The 15,495-nt window shown below is 64.4% G+C and carries 16 protein-coding genes and 2 pseudogenes; 14 read left to right on the top strand and 4 right to left on the bottom strand.

The window, feature by feature from the left end; genetic code table 11:
* From EAH84_RS14535 to EAH84_RS14520, 4 genes are all read right to left on the bottom strand, one after another.
* Window positions 1-374, bottom strand: a 374-nt coding sequence (locus tag EAH84_RS14535; protein WP_140872711.1) for a transposase, incomplete at its 3' end; no start/stop codon positions are given.
* A gap of 112 nt (window positions 375-486) precedes the next feature.
* A complete protein-coding gene (locus EAH84_RS14530; RefSeq protein WP_140872710.1) occupies window positions 487-1,737 on the bottom strand; it encodes an arsenic transporter in 1,251 nt (416 codons plus the stop codon).
* Window positions 1,734-3,020: an MFS transporter gene (locus tag EAH84_RS14525; RefSeq protein WP_140872709.1), complete on the bottom strand. Its 1,287-nt coding sequence runs from the start codon at window positions 3,018-3,020 to the stop codon at window positions 1,734-1,736. Before EAH84_RS14525 ends, EAH84_RS14530 begins: the two co-directional genes overlap by 4 nt.
* Before the next feature lie 103 nt (window positions 3,021-3,123).
* Window positions 3,124-3,708: a hypothetical protein gene (locus EAH84_RS14520; protein ID WP_140872708.1), complete on the bottom strand. Its 585-nt coding sequence runs from the start codon at window positions 3,706-3,708 to the stop codon at window positions 3,124-3,126.
* A gap of 121 nt (window positions 3,709-3,829) precedes the next feature.
* Between EAH84_RS14520 and EAH84_RS14515 the strand changes: the two genes are divergently transcribed.
* The 14 genes and pseudogenes from EAH84_RS14515 (at window position 3,830) to EAH84_RS14445 (ending at window position 15,449) form a co-directional block, all read left to right on the top strand.
* The gene (locus EAH84_RS14515) at window positions 3,830-4,495 is read left to right on the top strand and encodes a response regulator (RefSeq protein ID WP_140872707.1); all 666 of its coding nucleotides are present in this window, start codon (window positions 3,830-3,832) and stop codon (window positions 4,493-4,495) included.
* A gap of 29 nt (window positions 4,496-4,524) precedes the next feature.
* Window positions 4,525-5,847: a sensor histidine kinase gene (locus EAH84_RS14510; protein WP_241656633.1), complete on the top strand. Its 1,323-nt coding sequence runs from the start codon at window positions 4,525-4,527 to the stop codon at window positions 5,845-5,847.
* A 126-nt stretch (window positions 5,848-5,973) separates the two neighbouring features.
* A pseudogene (locus tag EAH84_RS14505) lies at window positions 5,974-6,723 on the top strand (IS91 family transposase); the annotation flags it as partial.
* A 629-nt stretch (window positions 6,724-7,352) separates the two neighbouring features.
* A complete protein-coding gene (locus tag EAH84_RS16570; RefSeq protein ID WP_140872704.1) occupies window positions 7,353-7,559 on the top strand; it encodes a GDCCVxC domain-containing (seleno)protein in 207 nt (68 codons plus the stop codon).
* A 223-nt stretch (window positions 7,560-7,782) separates the two neighbouring features.
* Window positions 7,783-8,124 carry a hypothetical protein gene (locus EAH84_RS14490; RefSeq protein WP_140872703.1) on the top strand — a complete coding sequence of 114 codons (342 nt, stop codon included), beginning with the start codon at window positions 7,783-7,785 and terminating at the stop codon, window positions 8,122-8,124.
* Window positions 8,125-8,788: 664 nt separating this feature from the next.
* Entirely contained in the window at window positions 8,789-9,010 is a 222-nt protein-coding gene (locus EAH84_RS14485) for a hypothetical protein (protein WP_140872702.1), read from the top strand.
* Window positions 9,011-9,171: 161 nt separating this feature from the next.
* Window positions 9,172-9,396, top strand: a complete 225-nt coding sequence (locus EAH84_RS14480) for a hypothetical protein (RefSeq protein ID WP_140872701.1) — start codon at window positions 9,172-9,174, stop codon at window positions 9,394-9,396.
* Between the two features lie 228 nt (window positions 9,397-9,624).
* On the top strand, window positions 9,625-9,789 hold the full coding sequence (locus tag EAH84_RS14475) for a hypothetical protein (RefSeq protein WP_161978417.1): 165 nt from the start codon (window positions 9,625-9,627) through the stop codon (window positions 9,787-9,789).
* A gap of 339 nt (window positions 9,790-10,128) precedes the next feature.
* Complete coding sequence (locus EAH84_RS14470) at window positions 10,129-10,653, top strand: DUF3489 domain-containing protein (RefSeq protein ID WP_140872699.1); 525 nt, start codon at window positions 10,129-10,131, stop codon at window positions 10,651-10,653.
* Window positions 10,650-11,063, top strand: a complete 414-nt coding sequence (locus EAH84_RS14465; RefSeq protein ID WP_140872698.1) for a DUF2924 domain-containing protein — start codon at window positions 10,650-10,652, stop codon at window positions 11,061-11,063. Before EAH84_RS14470 ends, EAH84_RS14465 begins: the two co-directional genes overlap by 4 nt.
* Window positions 11,060-11,491: pseudogene (locus tag EAH84_RS16445) on the top strand (recombinase family protein); the annotation flags it as partial. The gene EAH84_RS14465 and the pseudogene EAH84_RS16445, both read left to right, overlap by 4 nt.
* A gap of 331 nt (window positions 11,492-11,822) precedes the next feature.
* Window positions 11,823-13,034, top strand: a complete 1,212-nt coding sequence (locus tag EAH84_RS14455; RefSeq protein WP_140872697.1) for a recombinase family protein — start codon at window positions 11,823-11,825, stop codon at window positions 13,032-13,034.
* Window positions 13,031-13,468, top strand: a complete 438-nt coding sequence (locus EAH84_RS14450) for a NaeI family type II restriction endonuclease (protein WP_140872696.1) — start codon at window positions 13,031-13,033, stop codon at window positions 13,466-13,468. The genes EAH84_RS14455 and EAH84_RS14450 overlap by 4 nt, the downstream gene beginning before the upstream one ends.
* Before the next feature lie 433 nt (window positions 13,469-13,901).
* The gene (locus EAH84_RS14445; RefSeq protein WP_241656632.1) at window positions 13,902-15,449 is read left to right on the top strand and encodes a L,D-transpeptidase family protein; all 1,548 of its coding nucleotides are present in this window, start codon (window positions 13,902-13,904) and stop codon (window positions 15,447-15,449) included.
* Window positions 15,450-15,495: the final 46 nt, after the last annotated feature.

The raw sequence follows: 15,495 nt of genomic DNA, 5'->3' as shown, positions 1-15,495 counted from the left end.
TCGAACAGCAGGCGATACAGATCGCACGCGCGGAAGCGACCATGACGATTCTTCGAGAAGGTCGAGTGGTCGGGGACTGCGTCGCCGAGATCGAGGCGACAGAACCAGCGATAGGCAAGGTTGAGGTGCACCTCCTGGCACAGCCGACGCTCGGACCGAATGCCGAACAGGTAACCGACCAGCAGCATCCGCAGCATCAGCTCGGGGTCGATCGACGGCCGCCCGGCGGCGCTATAACTGTCGGCCAGCGCCTCGCGCACGAAGCTAAAGTCGAGCAGTCCGTCGATCCGACGCAAAARRTGGTCGCCAGGCACGTGATCGTCGAGCCGGAAGCCGTAAAACAGCGACCCCTGCGCCACCTGCCGACCCATCATGCTCCGCGCTCCCGCCTGCCTGGATCGAGTGAATCACCCTGCGCCAAAGGCTGCAAGCGCTACTTTTTCAACAGTCTCGACCGGTTGCGATACCGCTCAAGTCTGACGCCAGCTAACCAATCAGCAGGCGTGCTCCCATTGCAGCAATCAGGGCTGGCGGCATGGTCACAGCTCCGATCTTCATGAACTGCCAGAACCCCACGTTCTCGCCTTCCCGGCGTATGACCGCGAGCCACAGGATCGTTGCCAGCGAGCCGGTTACGGAGAGATTCGGACCAAGATCGACGCCGATCAACAGCCCGTCCATCACCAGGCGCGGCGTGTGCGCCTGTTCGATCGCAGTGCTGGCTATCAGGCCTGCGGGCAGGTTGTTAACGAGGTTGGAACCGAACGCGAGGATCGTTCCCGCCCCCGCCGCAGCCAGCGGCTCGCTATTTTCTACGGCGCGGCCGAGCGCGCCGGCGATCGACCCGACAACGCCGGTGCGATCGAGCGCCTCGACTAGCACGAACAGCCCCGCGACAAGCGGCAGCACGCTCCAGGCAATTGCGCCGACCAGCTTCGCCGGCGAGCGTCGCGCCATGATGCTGACCCCAAACGCCGTCGCGACCCCGGCGATGCAGGTGGGCAGCCCAAGCGGCTGATCGAGCGCCGACATGACAATCAGCAGCAGCGCCGTCGCGACAATTCCGAACAGTGCTGCCCATCCCCCGCGCGTCAACGCAGGCCGGTCCACGTTGAGCGCGCACGGCCCAACCAGCCGCTGTCGCTCGACCAGCTTGAGGACAAAGAACGTGACCGCGATCGAGGCGAGCGAGGGCAACGCGAACGAGCGCAACCATGCGCCCAGTGGCGGCATGTGTCCGCCATAGAGAACCAAGTTTGCCGGGTTGGAAATCGGTAGCACGAAGCTGGCGGCATTGGCGACCAGCGCACAGGCAAACAGCAGTGGCAGCGGCTCCGCCCCCCCCTTGCGCGCGGCGACATAGACTGCGGGCGTCAGCACGACCGCCGTGGCGTCATTCGACAGCAATGTCGTGACGACCACGCCCGCGCCATAGACGAGCGCAAACAGACGCGCGGATGACCCGTGCGCGCGATTGACCGCCGTTGCCGCCACCCAATCGAACAGCCCTTCGACGCGCGCGGTTTCCGAAAGCAGCATCATGCCGGTCAGGAACAGGTAAACGTCGGTTCCCTTGGCGATCGCGCCGAGTGCGGACGCGACCGGCATCAGTCCGAGCAATACGAGCAGCATCGCGCCGGTGACCCCCCAGATCGCTTCCGGCCAACGGAAGGGTCGCGTAATGACCCCGGCGGTCGCTGCGATGCAGATAACCCAGGCGGGCCAGGCGGCGGTCATGCCGCGCTCGGTTGGGGCTCGTTGCTCGTGCCGTCGCACGCCGGCCGCAGCGTGGCCGCGAACCCCAGCCACAACGCCAGGCTTCCTAACGCGAATCCGCCCAGGATAAAGAAGGCAATGCGATAGCCGAGGATTTGTGCAACCCACCCGCCGATCGCGGGACTGAGCGACGCGCCCAGCCCTTGCACCGTCATCACCGCGCCCTGCCCGACATTCACCCGGCCCGTGCCGTTGAGGAGGCACGCGACCAGTCCCGGCACCGCGACGCTTTGCAGCCCGGCACCGATCCCGTCGAGCGCCTGGACGGGCCACACGCCCCAATGTTGGATTACCGTGCCCGCGATCAGCCCGCGCACCGGCAGTGCCGCGAACGAGATCAGCAGGACCAGCCAATAGCCGCGTCCTACCGCCACTCGCATCGCGATCAGCGACGTGACGATCATCACCGCTTGCGCGACCACGACGGTGGTGGCGGTGAACACCGCCGGAGTGCCCTTGCCCGCGCCGACCACAGCGAGGCTGTAGAGCGGCAGCATGGCACCGTTGCCGAGATGGAAGAAGGCGAGTGACGCTGCCAGGATCAGCATCGGCTTGTTCCGCAGCAGTACGCGGAACCCTTCGGCCTGCCCCCCGCCAGCGTCGTCCTTATCGCCTTTCTCCAGGCCGCGCGCCGCTTGGTGATCGATCGTGCGCTCGGGGATGAGTAGCACCGATGTGATGGCGAGCACGCCAAAGACGCCCGCCAGATAGAAGATGGCCGGCATCCCGAACTGCCACCCCAGCCAGCCCGACAGGCCGGCACCGACCATATTGCCGGCATGATTCCATGCCTGATTGCGGCCGTTTTGCGCGTTGAAGCCCTTTTGGTGGACGATCCCGAGTGTCATGCCGGCGACGGCCGGGCCGATCGCCGCCCCTGCGATAGCCGTCGCGATCTGACTGACGGTGACGACCCAGCCCGATTGCGAGAGCAGGATGAGGAACGAGGCGGCGACGGTGCAGATACCCGTCACCACGACCACCATGCGCTTCCTCGTGGTATGATCGATGAACGCGCCGGCCGGGGCGGTGAACAGCATGCCGGCGACACCGCCCGCCGTCATCACCGTGCCGATCGGCCCCGTTGCCCAGCCGCGTTGTTGCAGGAACACGCCCAGGAAGGGGCCGATACCCGCCTGGATATCGGCCATGAAAAAGTTGAGAGCTTGTAGCGCGCGCTTGCCGCGGGTCACGTCCGCGTCCTGCCCTCTCTCATTGTTCCCGGCCGCTGCAATCGTCGCCATCGTCCAGTCCTATAGTTGTGGGGCAGTAACGAGCAGCATGCGTTTTTTGGCACGGCTTGGGAGCGAGCATCGGCCCGCCCCGTGCCGTCCTATGGGGGAAGACTTAATTGCCCGCACTGGTCGGCGCGGCGACCGGAGCCGGAGTGCCATTGGTCGCGACCGGCAGAGGCGGGGGAGCATCGCCATCGCGATCGGCAACGAACGGGGGCGGAGGCGTGCCGGGGCCATCATCCGGTCCGTGCCGCAGACCGTGACGACCGGGGCCGTCACGCGGACCGCCGAGCGGGCCGAGCGCAACGACCTTGTTATCCGGGCCGACCAGGAAGGCGGCATGGACGAATCCGCGGTCGAAGCGGCCTTGCACCGTGACCGGCTCGCCAGCGGTGACCAGGCGACCATCCTGGCCTTCGCGGCCGGTATCGACCAACGCCCGGCCGCTCGCATCCTGCATGACGAACTTGTTGCCGTAGATTTCAGCGACCCGGCCCCGGATGGTGACGATCCCGCTCGACGAGAGCGAGCGGATCGCGACTGGGGTGGCAGGCGCCATCGAGACGGACGGGCGCGTCGCTTGCATCGCGACCGCGCCAGCTCCCCCGCCCAAGGCGAGCAGGGCTACGGCTGCGATCGCGGCAGAACGAGGGTTCCGCAGCCGGTGGAGCGGCGAACGGGTATTGGTATCTGGCATCGACTATCTCCTTGGTGTTCGATGACGCCCTTTTAGGCGAGCCGTCCCGACCCACGCTGAATCGTCCGGTTCAGATTCGGTTGGGGTAAACGGGCTACTCTTCGTTCCGAAAGGACGGCTGTTGCGGATATTGCTTGTTGAGGACGACTCTACGTTGGCCGAGGGCATAGCTCGCGCGCTTCGCGCCGAGAACTTCGCGGTTGATGTTGCCGACAATGGCGAGGATGGCGGCCATCTCGGCTCGACCGAGCTTTACGACGCTGCCGTCCTCGACCTTGGCTTGCCCAAGCGTGACGGCGTGTCGGTGTTGCGCGCCTGGCGCGCCGAGGGCCGCAGCTTGCCGGTCCTGATCCTGACGGCGCGCGACGGTTGGTCCGAGAAGGTGGCGGGGTTCAAGGCCGGAGCCGACGACTATCTGACCAAGCCGTTCCGCATAGAGGAGATCGTGATGCGGCTCCGTGCCTTAGTGCGGCGCGCGGCCGGGCACGCGGCGGCTCAGGTAACGTGCGGGCCGCTGACTTTCGACGCGCAGCTCGGCACCTTCGAGCTGGACGGCCTTCCCCTTAAACTGACCGCGTTCGAGTGGCGGGTGTTGTCGGCCTTGATGCTCCGCAAGGAGGCGGTGATAGCTCGCGCCGAGCTGATCGAGCGCGTTTATGAGGGAGATGCGGACGTGGACTCGAATTCGATCGAGGTCATCATCGGCCGACTTCGCAAAAAGATCGGACCGGCAATGATCGAGACGGTGCGTGGGCGCGGCTACCGACTGACGGCCGGGGTAGCATGAGAGTTTGGCCGCGCTCGCTGTTCGGCCGATTGCTCGGCATCGCGACCCTCACCACGATCGCTGCACTCGCCTTCGCCGCCGTTACGATAGGCAACGTGCTAGAACGGTTCGTGACACGCGGGCTCGACCAGCAGCTCGACGCACAGGTGAACGTGCTCGCGCGCGCGGTTCGGCCAGACGGCACGCTCGACCAAGCGCGTGCGATCAGTTTGCCCGCCTTTGAAGAGCAGGGTTCGGGCTGGGGCTGGCGCGTGGACGGACTAGCCGGGCATTGGGCTAGCGGTGCAGCGATCGTGACAACATTGGAGCCGTTGCCGCCCCGACCGCCACATGGCCGAAACGACGGGCGAGCCCGCGAACTTCGCCCACACCCCGGCGAGGGACGGGACGCAAGGGGCGAGCGGGTCCATTTTCGTCAGCTCGCCTTGCCGACCAAATCTGGGCCGGTGCTGTTAACGGCGGCCGGGCCGCGCCGGGTCGCTGTCGCACCGTTGCGCGAAGCGATGGTGCCACTGCTCTTGTCACTCGCGCTGCTAGGCGGCGCGTTGGCGGTCGCGACTGTGTTGCAGCTCCGGTTTGGCCTCAGGCCGCTTCGCCGACTCCGCAACGAGCTTGCCGAGGTGCGCGCGGGCCGCCTTCGCCATATCCCGATCGAACAGCCCGCGGAAATTGCGCCACTGGCGACCGAACTCAATGCGCTGATCGACCAGAACGAGGCTGGGCTGGCGCATGCGCGCCGACATGTCTCCAATCTCGCGCATGGACTGAAAACCCCGCTTGCAGCACTGAGCGTCAAGCTAGCGGAGGTCGGGCGCGACCCCGACGGCAGCTTGGGCGAGATGGTGACGCAAATCGACCAGCGTGTTTGCCATCACCTTGGTCGCGCTCGCGCAGCAGCGCCGGGCAGTAATCGGCGGACGCGCACACCTCTCGCGCCCGCCGTCGCGGACCTTACAAGCGCCTTGCAGCGCATCCATGCCGAATGGCCGATCAGCGTCGTGATGGAAATCGCGGACATTGCCGTCGCAGTCGATTCTCAGGACCTCGATGAGATGGTGGGTAATCTGCTCGACAACGCATCGCGGTACGCCCGATCGGCGATCAGAATCACGGCACACGCCGTAATCGGAACGGTGGAGCTGGCGATTGACGACGACGGACCCGGCCTTAGCGAAGCCGCGATGGGCGAAGCGCTGGTGCCCGGCCGCAGGCTTGACGAGCGCGGCGGCGGCCACGGGTTCGGCCTGTCAATCGCGCAGGAGCTGGCCGAGCTGAATGGCGGTAGTCTGGTCCTCAGCCGATCGCCGCAAGGTGGCCTTCGCGCGACAATGACGCTTCCCGTGGCGGTTTAGAACCCAAGTGTCAAAGCACGAAGCCGCTGCGCGGCAGTGGTGTTGGTGGTGAGGTAGCGCGGCTGCGCTGAGGTTTGGCCCTGCGGGGGCGGTGGCGGACGATGGAGTTCCTTCAACGAGAGGAACTCCGCGCTGACCCATCATCCGCATATCCACATGATCGTACCCGGTGGCGGCATCGCGCGGGACGGCATGCGCTGGATATCCTCGCGCCCTGCGTTCCTGCTGCCGGTTAAGGTGCTGGGCAAGCTGTTCCGCCGCCTGTTCCTGACCCGGCTGATCGCGCTGCGCGAGGCGGGGCGGCTCGGCTTCTTCGGCAGGCTCGCGCATCTCGCCGACCGCCGCGCGTTCCTGCGCCACCTGTCCCCGGTCCGCAAAAAGAACTGGGTGGTCTATGCCAAGCCACCGTTTGTCGGCCCCGAGGCAGTGCTCGCCTATCTGTCGCGCCACACCCACCGGGTCGCCATCTCGAACAGTCGGCTTATCCGGTTCGACGACACCGGCGTCATCTGCCGCTACAAGGACTATCGCCGTGACGGCGCCAACCGGCAGCAGACGATGACGCTGGCCGCAGACGAGTTCATCCGCCGCTTTCTGCTCCACGTCCTACCGCGCGGGTTCCACCGCATCCGCCATTACGGGCTGCTCGCCAGCTCGGCTCGCAAGACCAGCCTCGCGCGAGCCCGCCAGTTGCTGAACGTGGCGCCGTCGCCCGACACCGACCCGGTCGACGAACCGACTGACGTCCGCCCACCATGCCCGTGTTGCGGCGGGCACATGGTCATCATCGAGACCTTCGAACGCTGGCGCCATCCGCGGCGATACCCCTTGCGCAGCCCTGTTGTGCGCGGGGCTCCGCCCACGACCAATGGCTAAATCCGTCACCGTCGTGCCAAAACGAATCACGCCGGCCCACCTACCGCCGCGACCGCGGCGCGGTCAGAGCATCGCGAAACGGCTGGACGAGATGGTATTCGCCGGTCGGGTTGGTTGGTCGAATAGATCATAACCTGCTTCGCTAGTCGTATGCAAAAGCCACGCGGATGTCGCCATCTGGGGGCGTATTGTAGCATTGGAGCAAAGCGGTCTCGACTTGGCGGTCCTCGATCTGTCGATACGGCGGCTACGTGGTTTGCAGCGCAAAGCAGTCCATGCCATTGCGCAAGAGTGATGAAGGGAAATAGATTTTTCGGTGCCGCAGGGCTCGCGAGTGCGGGCTTGGCAGCCTCCTTCGGTTTGGCGGCGTGCTGCGCTCTACCGATAATTCTTGCGGGAGCGGGTGTCGGGACTGCTTGGTTAGCCGGGCCAATTTCGATTGCGGACCCTATTCGTGGGTATCTTACCCCCATCGCCGCGCTCGCGTTAGGTGCGGCTGCTTTTCTGGTGCTGCGAAGTCCCAAATCCTGTGCGCCCGGCGATCTTTGCGCTCGTCCAGTCCCTCGTATCGTGTTGGGGTTGCTCGTCGTGATCGGCGGGGTCCTGCTTTACCTCTCAACGCAATACGCATGATCGAAACTCAAAGCACAATCTCGTGTCCGCAGTGCGGACATTGCGAAACCGAAACGATGCCGACCAACGCGTGCCAGTGGTTCTACGATTGCAAAGGCTGCGCTGCCGTCCTCAAGCCGCTACCGGGCGATTGTTGTGTTTATTGTAGCTATGGCACCGTCAAATGCCCGCCGATCCAACAGGGGTCGGGATGCTGTGCCTAGCGTCCTCCGCCCTTAGCAGCCAGATTTCCAAGGTCAGCTATTGGGGCGTTTGCCGACGGGCAGCTTCGCGGCAGTGACACGACCCCGTGCACGAAGCCGCTGCGCGGCATTGGTTTTGGTCCAAAATTGGTACGCGGCGGGTACCAGGAACGAAACGCCCATGCACACCGTTTGCTTGTAGCACGTCCCTGGGCCGACCAGACGTGATTGAAAGGCACTCTTGATGAAACGCTCGATCCTCACTGCGATGCTCTCGCTGGGCGCGCTAATGCCGCTCGCCGCCGTCACCCCCGCACAAGCCCAAATGGCGCAGAGCACCACGCAGACGCAAATGCCGAACGGCAACGTACGCACCACCAGCCGTACGGAAGGCCCCGGTGGAACCGCTTCGACCCGGACCGTCGATCGTGCCAACGGAACGCGCACTGTCGTTCGCCGGCAAACCAACGCCTACGGCGAGACCCGCACCGTCCAGCACAATCGCGGATCGCGCATGCGGACAGTTTGCCGCACTCAGTGGAAACATGGCCACCGCGTGCGCCATTGCACGAAGCGATATCGGTAATTTCCTGCGCTCGCCGTGACGTGACCTCCGTCTTTCAGTCAGCGGCAATCAGAGACTGACCGATATCGTCGCGCATGAGCACAGGTGAAGCAACGGGTGGGTTCGAACCCCCCGTTGCTTTTCGAGTTCGGCGGCGAACGCCTCCGGGGGCATAGCCGGGCGAGGAGTTTGGCCCCTCGGTGTTGTAATCGTGAGCCCAGCAGGCGAGGATCCGCCGCTCCGCCAGCACGGCAGAGCGTCTTTCATTGTAACCGCGCGCACGCCCGTGGCAGGTCGCCGCTTGAGTCGTGTCTTGAGCATGATAGGTCGACAGCAAGGTTTTGCCGGTTTTTTAAAGTTGAGATCACGAGACCGGTGCTCGAACCGCATGCCATCTGCCCTCGCGATGGGCGCGGGATCAGAGCGGCGCGGCCGGATTCGCCCGACATCGGCCACAGCTTGGGGTTCTGGGTGATAGAACTTTAGCAATCTTGGCAGCCCAGCTGTCCGCAGAGTCGACACGACGCGCGGAAAATTCGACGGGTTCCGCGCTATTAGTGATTCGTTCAATTCTGGTGACTTACGGATGGTGGCGGAAGTGGAAGCCGCCATGCCGTTGCAGCTTAGTCGACCTGTCCGGTTTCCCGCGCGTGAGCCGCGATATGGCACAGACACGCTTTCGTGCGTGCTGCTCGCCGATGATCGCGAGATTCTCGTCATCATCAAGAATTTCACCCCGCGAGGGTTCATGGCGATTGCGAGTGAACCGATCGGGGTTCCGTCCGAGATTGGCATCTCAATTCCTGACTACGGTATCGTTCGCGCCGACGTGCGCTGGATCGACGGAGCAGAGTTTGGCGGTTCGTTCATCGAGGAACTGCCAGCGGCGGCGATGCTCAACCTTTAGCCAAGTGAGGATCGAAGCGGTGAGACATGAATCGCCGATTCCCGGGTGCGCATTTGCTTTGACAGCGCCCTTCCACACTTTCGCGAAGACGCTCATGCGACTGATTGCCGCGATGCGCGTTGACCCGCAAGCAAGCGATATCCGCATGTGGGGAGCGAACGATGGCCGATACCGACGATAATATGCAGAGCCCGCCTGTCATGCCGATTATGCCCACCGGCAACGGCGTGACCGATTTGGAAATCGCACGCGAGCAAGCTGCAGTTTCGGAGGCGGGTGTCGATGTCTTGCCGACGCAACCGATAGTGGACGAAGCGGCTGGCGGCCCGCAGGCCGAAGATCCCGAGGCGCCAGTTGACGATGGCCGCCCCACGCTTTCGGAATAAATCAAAACACCCGGCCGCGTCAGGGAACCGCTTGGGCCACTGGCTTGTAAATAGGCGTCTCGTGAAAGCTCTGACGCGTGATCGGCGATGCCAGCATGCGGGTTAGCGAGCGGTAGATGTCGACGTCCTCGGCGCAGGGGCGGGTGCGCACCGCCGTATCGTGACGTGACCGGCGCAATCGCTATGGGCAAGCGCGGCGCGGTCGGCATAGCGGCTCGCCAATCCCTCATGCGCGATGCGGACCGCAGCATCGGTAGCGCCGAGGCCAGCCAGCCGCTCCTGCGCCGCCCGGCGCAGATCATAGTCGAGATCGCGTTGTCGCTTCATGTCAGGCCCTCATCGCTGCAAGCGGGAGCATTCCGGCTACCGCTCGCCATCCTGCTCGCAGCGTGAGCCTGGCAATGATCTGGCCTAGCTTGTTTCTGCGGGAAGGACGACCGTTATGTAGAATCGTTGCCGACAAGCGTACCCCCGCTCAAGCTCAGCAAACAGCGCTGCCACAAGCGGCAGCGACTGAGTCCGGCGCAGATCTGTCGACCAGCGCCCCATATCAAACTCCCCTCTGGCGCAGCTACGTCATCGACAAACCATTCGACTTCGCCCGGCACGAGAGCGATCAGCGCTCATCGAGTCGCGCGGATCGAGACTCGCCCCGCCCCGCCGAGCCCATCGGCCGGGGCATGCGGTCGTGGGACCAGCGCTGATGCCTGAGGTCCCTGTGGAGACCGTAAAATGACCAAGCTGAACGACCCGATGCGCATCCTGCTGGCGAGTGCCGCGCAGCGTGAAGATGGCAGTCTGCTGCCCCTGCCCGCTTCCCTCAAATCGACCGCACGGACCAGCAAGGCGATGGCAAGCCTTGCCGCCTTGGGCTTTGCGATCGAGCGGGAGACTACCGACGCCAGCGCGGTGCACCGGACCGATGGCGATTTGCGCTATGGCCTGTTCGTCACGTCATCCGGTCTTGCCGCGATCGGCATCGATGACGGCGCGCTCGGTGATAGCACCGCGACCGCTGGTCCAACGCCTGCGGAGACGCAGCAGCCCTCGCCCGCCGCGCGGCCGAGCAAAAAGGCCGCGGTCATCGACCTGCTCAGCCGCGCCGATGGCGCGACGATGCCCGAGCTGATCACGGTGACCGAGTGGTTGCCGCACACGACCCGAGCCGCGCTGACCGGCCTGCGCAAGGCGGGGCACGTGATCGAGCGCTGCAAGCGCGACGACGCCACCTGCTACCGCATCGTGGCGGCGCAATGAGCCGGGTGGAGGATGAGGTTGCCGCACTGGCGACCCTGTCGTCGACGGCGTTGAAAACCCGGTGGTGCGATCTCACCGGCACGCCGCTGCCGAGGATCAGCCCGGCGATGCTGCGGCTCGCGCTTGCCTGGGAAATCCAGGCCCGATGCCTTGGCGGGCTGTCGCGCGAGACCAGCCGTACGCTGGATCAGCTGGCGGCAGCGAAGACCCGCACCAGCGCCGCGGTGCCAGGCATGAGGCTGGTCCGTGAATGGGCGGACAAGGTCCACGCGGTCATGGTCGGCGATGACGGCGTCATCCGCTGGGATGACCGCGACTGGGGTTCCCTCAGCGAGGTCGCCCGCGCCATTACAGGCACGCGCTGGTCGGGCCCGGCGTTCTTCGGCCTCAAGCGGAAGGTCGCAGCATGACCCCCGGGCCTGCGAAACGGGTGCGCTGCGCAATCTACACCCGCAAATCGAGCGAGGAGGGTCTGGAGCAGGCGTTCAACAGCCTCGATGCCCAGCGCGAGGCGTGCGCTGCCTATATCCTCTCGCAGGCCAGCGAGGGCTGGTCGGCGCTCCCCGACATCTACGATGATGGCGGCCTGTCGGGGGGCACGCTCGAGCGCCCTGCCCTCCAGCGGCTGCTTGCCGAGGTCAGCGCCGGGCGGGTCGACATCATCGTGGTCTACAAGGTCGACCGGCTGACCCGCTCGCTGCTCGACTTCTCCAAGCTGGTCGAGGCGTTTGATGCGGCGGGCACCTCGTTCGTCTCGGTCACCCAGTCGTTCAACACCACTACCAGCATGGGACGGCTGACCCTCAACATGCTGCTGTCGTTCGCGCAGTTCGAGCGCGAGGTGACCGCCGAGCGGATCCGCGACAAGATCGCAGCGTCCAAGGCCAAGGGCATGTGGATGGGCGGTACACCGCCGCTCGGCTATCGACCCGATGGCCGCAGCCTCGCCATCGTCGAGGATCATGCCGCGGTCATCCGGGACATCTTTGCGCGCTACCTCGACCTTGGCAACGTCAGGCTGCTGGGCCAGGCGCTCGCGCGCGAGCGGATCAGGGTGCCGCTGCGGACCATGACCAGCAGCGGCCGGGCGTTCGGCGGTGTCGCGTTTACCCGGGGCCAGCTCTACGCCATCCTCAAGCGGCCTGCCTACAGCGTCCAAGGCCAAGGGCATGTGGATGGGCGGTACACCGCCGCTCGGCTATCGACCCGATGGCCGCAGCCTCGCCATCGTCGAGGATCATGCCGCGGTCATCCGGGACATCTTTGCGCGCTACCTCGACCTTGGCAACGTCAGGCTGCTGGGCCAGGCGCTCGCGCGCGAGCGGATCAGGGTGCCGCTGCGGACCATGACCAGCAGCGGCCGGGCGTTCGGCGGTGTCGCGTTTACCCGGGGCCAGCTCTACGCCATCCTCAAGCGGCCTGCCTATATCGGCGAGATCCACCATCGCGGCAACGTTCATGCCGCGCTCCATCCACCGATCATCGATCCCGATACGTGGGACCGGGTGCAGACGATGCTCAAGAGCAACACCGTAGGCGCGCGGCGCGGCAGTCGTGCCGCCAGTCCGAGCCTGCTGGCAGGAAAGGTGGTCGATGCCGCGGGGCAGCCGCTGGTCGCAGTGCATGCGACCAAGGGTACCACCCGGTATCGCTATTATGTCAGCCGCAGCCTTCAGACCGGCGAGAGCACCACGGGCATGCGTATCCCGGCCCGCGAGCTCGAGGTCGCGGTCACCACCCGGCTCACCGCGCTGTTCGCCGATCCGCTGGCGCTGATCGGCAGTTGCTGGCTTGATGTCCCCGCCAACCAAGTCAGCGCGATGATGGCCCGCTGCCAGGAGATCCGGCTCGGTCCTTCGCCGCCGCACCAACTAACCGTGCAGGCACTGGTGGAGCGGGTTCACATTGACCATGATCATATCGAGATCACCTGCCCGGTTGCGGCCATCGCGGAGCTGTTGCAGGTCGCTCGCGACAGCGACGGACCCGCCACCATCGCCATCCGATCGGCGGTGACGCTCTCGAGATCGGGCAGCGCCATGAGGCTGGTCCACAGCGACGGCGCGGCGGTCGCCGCAATCCCCAATCCTGCGCTGGTGCGGCTGCTGCTGCGCGCGCGGCGCTGGTGGAAGATCCTGCGTGCGGGCGACGTCGATATCAAGACGCTCGCCCGTCAGGAGGGAGTAAACCCCGCTTATATCACGCGCGTGATGCGGTTGGCGTTCCTGGCACCCCCGGTGGTCGATGCGATCATCACCGGGCGGGCCAGTGTCGCGGTCGACGTCGCCGCGCTCACCGCGACCGGTGCAATCTCGCCACGGTGGGGCGATCAGGTGGCGAAGATGTTGCCGGGGCGATCGCCGGAACGTGACATCAGATGAGCAAAGTCGCGCTGCGAAATCGACGCGTGTCATCGGGCATGCACCGCCATCAACACTTGAACATAATAGGACCCCGCTTTGTGATGACACGCGCGCACCGAATCGCTAGCGTCGCCGCGCAGCCGACCGGCAATGAGCTCGTGATGGCGCTGTTTCGTGAGGTGTTGGACCGCCCGATACCGCGTGACGTGATCGAGGCGACCGCGCGGCAGAAAGACTTCATGCGCCGGATTCGGGCTGACGGCGGGCGGGGAGCGCGTGATCTCCTCGCCAACGAGGGGATCCTGCTGCTCTCGGGCAAATACGACGCAGCGTTGATTGCGGCGTTGGAAATCCCGCCGGTGCCGGGCGGGGATTTTATTTCGCATCGGGTGACCACCAATGCTGAGCGGGCGATCGCCGCAGTTCATGGTGTCGTGCTGGCGAGCGATTAAGGTTAGCGGCGGCAGGTTGCCGCCTGGGCGACTTGGGCGGGCGCTCGCGCTTGCCCGTGGGGTTTTTTGGTGGAAACCGGCCGGTCCCCTTTCGGGCCCAAGATGCGGTAAACTACCGTTGGCACTGTCAAAGCAACGGTGCAGCCATTTTCCTATCTGGTTACCCGTGCAATTTGGCCGTCCAATTACGTGTTTTGTTCTTGTTTCATTCGCTCCGCGTTCCCTCCCTCTGCCCGGTCCATTAGGCGTTAACGGACTAAAACTAACCAGTTTCTGGTTGGTTTGACAGTACCGCTACGCGCCCTAATCCCAGTCATTCAGCGGCCTGGCAGATTTTCTTGTAAGCCGTCGTTCGTTAACGCCGCGTCATGCGAAGCTGGCGTCCGTTGGCGTGAAGTTAGCGCACGCAAGCATCAATCCGCTCTGAAGCTAGATGGATCCGATGGCGCACGCTTGCGTTGCGCTTTCCATGACGAAGAACAGATCTTTGAGGGGGGCGCTGGCAGCCGCCCTGCTTAGCACCACCTTGGCCTCATGCAATTTCGTGAGCAAATCCTCAGAACAGTCCGGCGGTCACCCCGTGGCCGAAGCATCCGGCATGACGCTCGACCAAAAGGCTGAGAAGCAAATCCGCGACGCCATCGCGCAAGCACCCATGCACGGGCTCAAGCCGGACCTTTTCCTTAAAGGCAATGTAACAGGCGAGGCTCTGCTTCAGGCCGGGCTAAAATACGCCTCAGCGCTCGCCACGGGCTATTCAGACCCGAAAAAGCTGTTCGAAGTTTACACAATTTCCCGGGCGAGCTCCGACGTCCGTGCAGGGATGCAGCAAGCGATTCAGAAGGGCAATGTCGGCGAATGGCTGAGCTCGCTCGCGCCCCAGACGCCTGAGTATAAGGCGCTTAGCCAGGCGTTCGTGCGCTATGCCAAGCTAGCCGGACAAGGCACTGCCCAACAGATCGCGTCGGATACTGCGATCAAACCGGGCCAGAGCGACGAGCGGGTGACCAAAATCGCTGCCGTTCTTCGCGCTGGCGGGTATCTTCCGGACGATCAGCAGCAGACAGCAGCTGACCAGAAAAACGGGCAGCAATCGTCGCAGACGAATGCGTTGCAACATGGCGCGGCAAACAACACCTACTTGCCGGAGATGGTGTTAGCTGTGAAGCAGTTCCAAGCCGATTCCGGCGTCAAGTCTGACGGCGTCCTCGGCAAGGACACGCTCACTGCCCTCAACACGGGCGCCGCTAGCCGCGCGCGGCAGCTTGCCGTCGCGATGGAACGGTTGCGGTGGCTGCAGCGCGAGCCCGCTAAAACGCGGATCGATGTGAATACGGCCGCTTCCTTCCTCGATTATTATCGCGACGGCCAGCACGTTGATCACCGCAAGGTGATCAATGGTGAGCCCGACAAGCCGACTCCGCAGCTGCAAGCCCCGATTTACCGCTTGGTCGCAAAACCTACCTGGACCGTTCCCAAGGGAATTGCGGAGAAGGAGCTCACCGACAAAGGCAACGCGTGGCTCAAAAACAACGATTTCGTGATGAAAGACGGATACTATGTTCAGCAATCGGGTCCGAAGAGTGCGCTGGGCCTGGTGAAGTTCGACATGCAGGATGACGAGGCGATCTACCTGCATGACACCCCGGCCAAGTCGGTTTTTGCACAGGATGACCGGCATCGGAGCCATGGCTGCGTTCGCGTCGAAAATGCTGTCCAATTCGCCACTGCCCTCGCCCAGCAGGAAGGGGTGCTCGATCCGTTCAAGCAGGCAATGCAGAAGAATGATCAGTCTTTCGTGAAGCTGCCGAACGAGATCCCAGTTCGGCTACTTTACCAGACAGCTTTCTGGGATGGGTCGCGTATCCAGTTCCGGCGCGATCTTTATGGTTGGGATGAAAACGTCGCCAAGGCGCTCGACCTTGCACCGGGCGAGCCGCAGAAGATCGACCAGCCGGAGAGCAGCGACATCGGTCCGTAATTCCGACTGAGTTTTCTCCCAACCGGCTCGTCAGCATGGCGCCCCC

This window comes from Sphingomonas oligophenolica (assembly GCF_006438955.1).
Lineage (GTDB): Bacteria > Pseudomonadota > Alphaproteobacteria > Sphingomonadales > Sphingomonadaceae > Sphingomonas > Sphingomonas oligophenolica_A.
The sequence above is the reverse complement of the archived record's forward strand: the minus strand, read 5'-3'. Positions and strand labels throughout refer to the sequence as shown.

What these genes read in the sequence shown, in the direction of transcription:
- EAH84_RS14530 (WP_140872710.1), bottom strand. Translation starts at nt 1,737, where the DNA reads ATGACCGCCGCCTGGCCCGCCTGGGTTATCTGCATCGCAGCGACCGCC.
- EAH84_RS14525 (WP_140872709.1), bottom strand. Translation starts at nt 3,020, where the DNA reads ATGGCGACGATTGCAGCGGCCGGGAACAATGAGAGAGGGCAGGACGCG.
- EAH84_RS14520 (WP_140872708.1), bottom strand. Translation starts at nt 3,708, where the DNA reads ATGCCAGATACCAATACCCGTTCGCCGCTCCACCGGCTGCGGAACCCT.
- EAH84_RS16570 (WP_140872704.1), top strand. Translation starts at nt 7,353, where the DNA reads ATGATCGAAACTCAAAGCACAATCTCGTGTCCGCAGTGCGGACATTGC.
- EAH84_RS14490 (WP_140872703.1), top strand. Translation starts at nt 7,783, where the DNA reads ATGAAACGCTCGATCCTCACTGCGATGCTCTCGCTGGGCGCGCTAATG.
- EAH84_RS14480 (WP_140872701.1), top strand. Translation starts at nt 9,172, where the DNA reads ATGGCCGATACCGACGATAATATGCAGAGCCCGCCTGTCATGCCGATT.
- EAH84_RS14475 (WP_161978417.1), top strand. Translation starts at nt 9,625, where the DNA reads ATGCGCGATGCGGACCGCAGCATCGGTAGCGCCGAGGCCAGCCAGCCG.
- EAH84_RS14470 (WP_140872699.1), top strand. Translation starts at nt 10,129, where the DNA reads ATGACCAAGCTGAACGACCCGATGCGCATCCTGCTGGCGAGTGCCGCG.
- EAH84_RS14465 (WP_140872698.1), top strand. Translation starts at nt 10,650, where the DNA reads ATGAGCCGGGTGGAGGATGAGGTTGCCGCACTGGCGACCCTGTCGTCG.
- EAH84_RS14455 (WP_140872697.1), top strand. Translation starts at nt 11,823, where the DNA reads ATGTGGATGGGCGGTACACCGCCGCTCGGCTATCGACCCGATGGCCGC.
- EAH84_RS14450 (WP_140872696.1), top strand. Translation starts at nt 13,031, where the DNA reads ATGAGCAAAGTCGCGCTGCGAAATCGACGCGTGTCATCGGGCATGCAC.
- EAH84_RS14445 (WP_241656632.1), top strand. Translation starts at nt 13,902, where the DNA reads ATGGATCCGATGGCGCACGCTTGCGTTGCGCTTTCCATGACGAAGAAC.